8 protein-coding genes are annotated in these 6,628 nt (G+C 67.8%); all 8 read left to right on the top strand.

The genetic code is table 11. The features are described 5' to 3' along the window. Positions 1-374: 374 nt before the first annotated feature. The 8 genes from rpmH (at position 375) to F3L20_RS31630 (ending at position 6,468) form a co-directional block, all read left to right on the top strand. Entirely contained in the window at positions 375-512 is a 138-nt protein-coding gene (rpmH, locus tag F3L20_RS31665) for a 50S ribosomal protein L34 (protein ID WP_003956500.1), read from the top strand. A gap of 21 nt (positions 513-533) precedes the next feature. Next, a complete protein-coding gene (rnpA, locus tag F3L20_RS31660) occupies positions 534-905 on the top strand; it encodes a ribonuclease P protein component (protein ID WP_078541040.1) in 372 nt (123 codons plus the stop codon). Beyond that, the gene (yidD, locus tag F3L20_RS31655; RefSeq protein ID WP_150157159.1) at positions 902-1,276 is read left to right on the top strand and encodes a membrane protein insertion efficiency factor YidD; all 375 of its coding nucleotides are present in this window, start codon (positions 902-904) and stop codon (positions 1,274-1,276) included. Before rnpA ends, yidD begins: the two co-directional genes overlap by 4 nt. A gap of 3 nt (positions 1,277-1,279) precedes the next feature. Next, complete coding sequence (gene yidC, locus F3L20_RS31650) at positions 1,280-2,551, top strand: membrane protein insertase YidC (protein ID WP_150157158.1); 1,272 nt, start codon at positions 1,280-1,282, stop codon at positions 2,549-2,551. A 15-nt stretch (positions 2,552-2,566) separates the two neighbouring features. Next, the gene (locus F3L20_RS31645; protein WP_150157157.1) at positions 2,567-3,079 is read left to right on the top strand and encodes a protein jag; all 513 of its coding nucleotides are present in this window, start codon (positions 2,567-2,569) and stop codon (positions 3,077-3,079) included. 121 nt (positions 3,080-3,200) lie between these two features. After that, positions 3,201-3,920 carry a 16S rRNA (guanine(527)-N(7))-methyltransferase RsmG gene (gene rsmG / locus F3L20_RS31640; RefSeq protein WP_145829440.1) on the top strand — a complete coding sequence of 240 codons (720 nt, stop codon included), beginning with the start codon at positions 3,201-3,203 and terminating at the stop codon, positions 3,918-3,920. Between the two features lie 371 nt (positions 3,921-4,291). Beyond that, entirely contained in the window at positions 4,292-5,368 is a 1,077-nt protein-coding gene (locus tag F3L20_RS31635; RefSeq protein WP_150157156.1) for a ParA family protein, read from the top strand. Then, complete coding sequence (locus tag F3L20_RS31630) at positions 5,365-6,468, top strand: ParB/RepB/Spo0J family partition protein (protein WP_150157155.1); 1,104 nt, start codon at positions 5,365-5,367, stop codon at positions 6,466-6,468. Before F3L20_RS31635 ends, F3L20_RS31630 begins: the two co-directional genes overlap by 4 nt. Positions 6,469-6,628 lie beyond the last annotated feature (160 nt).

The following is a 6,628-nucleotide window of genomic DNA, read 5'->3' as shown; positions in this document are numbered from 1 at the left end:
AGGGCACGCTCTCTCACAGGTCCCTCGATCGTGTGATGCGAAGGGACGGGTCGGGATGTAAATCGGGTGGTGGAGGGTCAAGGGAACGAATCGGAGTCCAGTCACGGTAGTCAGCGCGACCGGTGCGGTTCAAGTTGTTGTCCCCAGCCTGTGGACAAGTGTCTCCCGGCGAGCGCCGGTTTGACCGAATGGCGCAGCCGCGCGTACCGTGACCAGGTCGAGTTGTCGATGGCTGCTGCCGCCTGCCTCCGATGGGCACAGATCGCAAGTTGATCGGTCAGCGGTGCACTCGGGCGTAACGCGAGCTACTCGTGGGCGCACGGTGACAGCCAGGACGGCACCCCGCAAACACCGAATCTTTCTGGAGCCCCCGAGTGAGCAAGCGCACCTTCCAGCCGAACAACCGTCGTCGCGCCAAGACCCACGGCTTCCGGCTGCGTATGCGCACCCGTGCCGGCCGCGCGATTCTCGCGTCCCGCCGCAGCAAGGGTCGCGCCCGTCTGTCCGCCTGATCCCGATCAGGTCATGACGTCGTGCTGCCCACCGAGAACCGGCTGAGGCGGCGAGAGGACTTCGCGACCGCGGTACGACGAGGACGCCGGGCCGGGCGCCAGCACCTCGTCGTCCACCTTCGTAGCGGTGCAACGGACCCGCATGCGCCTGGGGAGAGCGCTCCCCCGACGCGTGCGGGTTTCGTCGTGAGCAAGGCCGTGGGCGGTGCGGTGGTGCGCAACAAGGTGAAGCGGAGGCTTCGCCATCTGATGCGCGAGCGAGTCGACCAGCTGCCCCCCGGTAGCCTGGTAGTGGTACGAGCGCTGCCCGCCGCGGGTGACGCCGACCATGCACAGCTGGCCCGAGACCTGGACGCCGCTCTGCAGCGGCTGCTGGGAGGGGGCGCGCGATGAAGTACCCGCTGCTGGCCCTGATCAAGCTCTACCAGTGGACGATCAGTCCACTGCTGGGCCCGGTGTGCAAGTACTACCCGTCGTGTTCCCACTACGGCTACACGGCCATTGACCGGCACGGTGCCATCAAGGGCACAGCACTCACGGCCTGGCGCATCCTGCGGTGCAATCCGTGGTCGCTCGGCGGTGTGGACCATGTCCCACCGCGCAAGCGTCCGCGGTGGCACGAAATGCTGCGTAACGCCTGGCGTGCACGCAAGGGCGGGACCTCCGCCGCCGAACCGGCCACCGAGGGACAAGCTTCTCCCACGAGTCCTACGAGTCCGTCGAGCCCGGCCGCAGAGACCTCGTCCCATGCCCAAGGAGCATGATTAGTGGACACGATTGCCAGCCTCTTCAGCTTCATCACGACACCTGTCTCCTGGGTCATCGTCCAGTTCCACAGCGTGTACGGCTCCATTTTCGGCCCGGACACGGGATGGGCCTGGGGCCTGTCCATCGTGTCCCTGGTGATTCTGATCCGCATCTGCCTGATCCCGCTCTTCGTGAAGCAGATCAAGGCGACGCGCGCGATGCAGACGCTCCAGCCGGAGATGAAGAAGATCCAGGAGCGCTACAAGAACGACAAGCAGCGCCAGTCCGAAGAGATGATGAAGCTCTACAAGGAGACGGGCACCAACCCGCTCTCCTCGTGCCTTCCCATCCTGGCGCAGTCGCCGTTCTTCTTCGCGCTGTACCACGTGCTCAACAGCATCGCCTCGAACGACACCATCGGCGTGATCAACGAGCGTCTGCTGGAGAGCGCCCAGAAGGCCCACATCTTCGGTGCCCCGCTCGCCGCGAAGTTCACGGACAGCCCGGACAAGGTCGAGGCCCTGAACTCGACCCTGCTCGACGTCCGCGTCGTCACGGCGATCATGATCGTCCTGATGTCGCTGTCGCAGTTCTACACACAGCGCCAGCTGATGACGAAGAACGTCGACACCACGGTGAAGACGCCGTTCATGCAGCAGCAGAAGATGCTGATGTACGTCTTCCCCGTCATTTTCGCCGTCTTCGGCATCAACTTCCCGGTCGGTGTCCTCGTCTACTGGCTGACCACCAACGTGTGGACCATGGGCCAGCAGATGTACGTCATCCACAACAACCCCACGCCGGGATCCAAGGCCCAGGCCGCCTACCTGGAGCGTCTCTCCAAGCACGTCGCCAAGCACGGCAAGACCCGCAACCGCCGGGAGCGGGCCATCGTCAAGGCCATCGTCGCCAAGGGCCGGGACCGCAACGAGTACGAGCGCAAGTTCATCAACGGCCTGAACAAGGCCGGTCTCGCCGCCCAGACCGACGGCAACGTCATCCGCAGCGAGAGCAGCGCCGCCGTCCAGGCCGAGGACGGTACGTCGACCGCCACCGCCACCGTTCCCAAGCGGCAGCAGCCCAAGCGGCAGTCCAAGTCCCAGCGCCAGTCCGGCACGGCTAAGGCGGCGGGTGAGCCCACCTCGCTGACGAAGGACGACGCACCCGAGGACGCCAAGCCCGCGGCCAAGAAGGGCGACGCCAAGCCCGCCGGCAACGGCAGCACCCGCAGCAAGGCCCAGTCCGGACAGCGCAAGGGCCCGCAGCGGCCCAAGTCCCCGTCCAAGAAGTAAGAAGGAGTCCATCCCGTGACGGAAGGCACCACCGCGGCCGCTGCCGAGGGCGCAGACACCCTGACCCGCCTGGAGCAGGAGGGCGACATCGCGGCGGACTACCTGGAGGGTCTGCTCGACATCGCCGATCTCGACGGCGACATCGACATGGACGTCGAGGCCGACCGCGCCTCTGTCTCGATCATCAGCGACACCGGCAGCCGTGACCTGCAGAAGCTGGTGGGCCGTGACGGCGAGGTGCTGGAGGCTCTCCAGGAGCTGACACGCCTGGCTGTCCACCGGGAGACCGGTGACCGCAGCCGCCTGATGCTCGACATCGCCGGCTACCGCGCCCGCAGGCGCACGGAGCTGGCCGACCTGGGGGCCAAGGCCGCCGCCGAGGCCAAGAGCAGCGGGCAGCCGGTGCGGCTCGACCCGATGACCCCGTTCGAGCGCAAGGTCGTGCACGACGCGATCAAGGCGGCGGGCCTGCGCAGCGAGTCCGAGGGCGAGGAGCCGCAGCGCTTCGTCGTCGTGCTTCCCGCCTGATCGGTTCCACGTTCCACCGGCCCCGTCTGTTGCGCAGGCGGGGCCGCACTCTTGTCAGCCTGATAGTTCTGGTTCTGGTGTCGGCATGTGTGCCGGCACGGTACGGAAGGACGGTCCCCCCGTGACGGAGGCAGCGGAGCTTCCCCCCGCGCCCGAGCAGGCCCGCGAGGTGTTCGGTGAGCGCTTCGCGGACGCAGTCCGGTACGCCGAGCTGCTCGCCGAGGCTGGCGTTCAGCGCGGCCTCATCGGCCCGCGTGAGGTGCCCCGCCTCTGGGAGCGGCACCTGCTGAACTGCGCGGTGCTCTCGGAGGTCGTGCCCGAAGGGGTCACCGTGTGCGATGTCGGCTCGGGGGCCGGCCTGCCGGGCATTCCCCTGGCCCTGGTCCGGGAGGACCTGAAAATTACCCTGCTGGAGCCGCTGCTCCGCCGTACCAACTTCCTGACCGAGGTCGTGGAGCTGCTCGGGCTGGACCATGTGACGGTCGTACGGGGGCGTGCCGAAGAGGTCATGGGCAAGCTGCCCCCGGTGCATGTGGTCACCGCGCGTGCCGTGGCTCCGCTGGACCGGCTGGCCACCTGGGGCATTCCCCTGCTGCGGCCGTACGGAGAGATGCTCGCACTCAAGGGCGACACCGCCGAGGAAGAGCTGAAGAGCGCGTCCACAGCACTGAGCAAGCTCGGCGCCGTGACCACCTCGGTCGTGCATGTGGGAGAGGGCGTCGTCGACCCGATGTCCACGGTGGTGAGAGTCGAGGTCGGGGAGAGTCCTGGCGGCGTGCGTTTCGCGGCCAAGCGCGCCAAGGCCGCCCGAACGGGACGCGCCCGCCGGCGACGGGGATAGGCGAGTCCAGGTCCCTCGGTGTGGAGGCCGAGAGGCCCGGCGCGATGCGACGCGCACCGGGACGACGCGCCCGGCTTGTAGGGCCGGGCGTACTCCACACAAGGTGCCATACCTGCGCATGCCGGAGTGTCGCGGCATGGCCGCCACGACCGCTGTGCATCGTGTTTCACGTGAAACGTCGCTCACTGCTGCACGGCATCATCAGTCGGGGCCGCGCTGCGGCCGAACCCCGTGACCGGAAGCCCCTCGGTGCCCTCGGAGAGAGCCCTGCCTCCGACGAGCAACCCGCCCCCTCCCGGGGTACGGAGTTGTCCACAGAGGTGGATTTCTCCACAGAACGTCAGGCCTCACTGGTTCGCGACCCCGTAGGCATGGGAGGCTCTGTTCATTGCGAGCCTGAAGTCGAGGAGAGTGAATCCTTGCGGTCCGACGCCAACATCGCGGGACCGATGACCGACCCGGTCCCCGGTCCCCGTACCGAATCGATGGGGGCGGATGTTTCACGTGAAACACCGCCTCCGATGGACGACACTCCCATCGGTCGTGCTGCCCAACTGGCGGTTGAGGCTCTGGGCCGTGCCGGTGAGGGGCTTCCGCGGCCTGAGCAGACCCGTGTCATCGTGGTCGCCAACCAGAAGGGCGGCGTCGGCAAGACGACGACCACCGTCAATCTCGCGGCCTCGCTCGCACTGCACGGATCCCGTGTCCTGGTGATCGACCTCGACCCTCAGGGCAACGCGTCCACCGCCCTGGGCATCGACCACCACGCCGAGGTGCCCTCCATCTACGACGTGCTGGTGGAGAGCAAGCCGCTGGCGCAGGTCGTCCAGCCCGTGCCGGACGTCGAGGGACTCTTCTGTGCCCCCGCCACCATTGATCTCGCCGGTGCGGAGATCGAGCTGGTGTCACTGGTGGCGCGTGAGAGCCGACTGCAGCGGGCGATCCAGGCCTATGAGCAGCCGCTGGACTACATCCTCATCGACTGCCCGCCGTCGCTCGGCCTGCTCACGGTCAACGCCCTCGTGGCGGGCCAGGAGGTGCTGATCCCGATCCAGTGCGAGTACTACGCGTTGGAAGGGCTCGGGCAGCTGCTGCGCAACGTCGACCTGGTCCGGGGGCACCTGAACCCCACCCTGCACGTCTCGACCATCCTGCTCACCATGTACGACGGCCGGACGCGGCTCGCCTCCCAGGTCGCGGAGGAGGTACGCACCCACTTCGGCGACGAAGTCCTGCGGACCAGCATCCCCCGCTCCGTCCGTATCTCCGAGGCGCCGAGCTACGGCCAGACGGTGCTGACTTACGATCCTGGATCGAGCGGTGCTCTCTCGTACTTCGAGGCGGCGCGTGAGATCGCGCTCAGGGGCGTCGGCGTCAGCTATGACGCATCGCAGGCGCACATCGGCGCACAGCAGACTGATCCGAACATGGTGGAGGGCGTGCAGTGAGTGAGCGACGGAGGGGGCTGGGTCGTGGTCTCGGAGCACTGATCCCCGCTGCCCCGGTAGAGAAGACGGTGCCACCGGCCGCAATGGGCGGGACGGCTTCCCTGTCACCCACAGCCGTTCCCATCCTGCCGAACGAGCGTGGGGTGGCGGCCGCGAAGGTGGCCGCACTGACGTCTGTTTCACGTGAAACCGAGGACACGACCGCGGCGACCCCTGCTGCCGCGCCGGCTCCGCCGGTGGGCGCTCACTTCGCCGAGATCCCCCTCGACGCCATCACGCCCAACCCCCGGCAGCCCCGTGAGGTGTTCGACGAGGACGCCCTGGCCGAGCTCATCACCTCCATCCAGGAGGTGGGCCTCCTCCAGCCCGTGGTCGTGCGGCAGGTGGGCGGCGGTCGCTACGAGCTGATCATGGGCGAGCGGCGATGGCGTGCCTGCCGCGAGGCCGGCCTGGACGCCATCCCGGCGATCGTGCGAGCCACGGACGATGAGAAGCTCCTCCTCGACGCCCTGCTGGAGAACCTGCACCGCGCCCAGCTGAACCCGCTGGAAGAGGCTGCCGCCTACGACCAGCTCCTGAAGGACTTCAACTGCACGCATGATCAGCTGGCCGACCGCATCGGCCGGTCCCGTCCACAGGTGTCCAACACCCTGCGTCTGCTGAAGCTCTCGCCGACCGTTCAGCGCCGGGTGGCCGCAGGCGTGCTGTCCGCCGGACACGCCCGCGCGTTGCTGTCCGTCGAGGACTCCGAGGAGCAGGACCGTCTCGCCCACCGCATTGTGGCCGAGGGCCTCTCCGTGCGGGCCGTCGAGGAGATCGTGACTCTCATGGGCTCCCGGCCTCAGAAGGCTCAACGGGCCAAGGGACCGCGTGCGGGCGCGCGCGTGTCGCCGGCCCTGTCCGAACTGGCGACGCGTCTCTCGGACCGCTTCGAGACGCGGGTGAAGGTCGACCTGGGGCAGAAGAAGGGCAAGATCACCGTCGAGTTCGCCTCGATGGAAGACCTGGAGCGCATCCTCGGCACCCTCGCTCCCGGGGAGGGCCCGGTGCTGCAGAACAGTCTCGGGGACGAGGACGACGCCGAGGAGATCGACGCCTGAGGAGTCGCTCGTCCCGGTCTCATGGCCGGTTAGGGCGGGTCGTGTCCGGTCGTGCCGGAACACGGTCCGCCCTTTGCCTTTTGTCGGTATCGGGGGAACTGCTTCGTGGATACGATGCGACTGGACAGGGCGCATCCACCCGGCAACACCTCTGGAAGCT

Source organism: Streptomyces tendae, from assembly GCF_008632955.1.
Taxonomy (GTDB): Bacteria; Actinomycetota; Actinomycetes; order Streptomycetales; family Streptomycetaceae; genus Streptomyces.
Note: the sequence above shows the minus strand (reverse complement) of the source record. Positions and strands in the feature narration are given on the sequence as shown.